The organism is Methylobacterium sp. WL116, assembly GCF_008039455.1.
Taxonomy (GTDB): domain Bacteria; phylum Pseudomonadota; class Alphaproteobacteria; order Rhizobiales; family Beijerinckiaceae; genus Methylobacterium.
Genome location: NZ_VRUV01001065.1, coordinates 1 through 610, shown reverse-complemented (window position 1 = coordinate 610; position 610 = coordinate 1). Strand labels below are relative to the sequence as shown.

Annotated in this window: 1 protein-coding gene; it reads right to left on the bottom strand. The window is 74.4% G+C overall.

Going from position 1 to position 610, the window contains the following annotated elements; genetic code table 11:
• A partial coding sequence (locus tag FV223_RS29425; RefSeq protein ID WP_147730093.1) for an ATP-binding cassette domain-containing protein occupies positions 1–610 on the bottom strand: 610 nt, incomplete at both ends.

Below are 610 nucleotides of genomic sequence, written 5' to 3'. Positions count from 1 at the left end.
AGCGGGGACGGCGGCTCCCCGGGGAGCGCCTGGAACCGGCGCTTGCCCGGCACCAGCTTCGGCGTCTGGGCGAGCAGGCTGATCGTGTAGGGGTGGGCGGGGGCGCAGAACAGGGTCTCGGCCGGCGCCACCTCGACGAGGCGGCCGAGATACATCACTGCCACGCGCGAGGCGACGTGGGCGATCACCCCGAGGTCGTGGCTGACGAACAGGTAGGTCAGGCCGAGGTCGCGGCGGAGCTCCAGGAACAGGTTCAGCACCTGCGCCTGGATCGAGACGTCGAGCGCCGCCACCGACTCGTCGCAGACCAGCATCCGCGGCTTCACCGCCAGGGCCCGCGCGATGCCGATGCGGGCGCGCTGGCCGCCGGAGAACTGGTGCGGGTAGCGCGCCATCGCGTCGGCCCCGAGGCTGACCCGGGCGAGCTGGTCGGCCACGTAGGCGCGCTTGTCGCGGGCCGCGACGAGGCCGTGGGCGACGGGGGCCTCGCCGACGATGTCGAGCACCCGCAGGCGCGGGTTGAGGGACGCGGTGGCGTCCTGGAAGATCATCTGGACGGACAGCGCGGCCGCGCGGCGCTCCGCGGCGCTCGACCCGGCAAGGTCGCGCC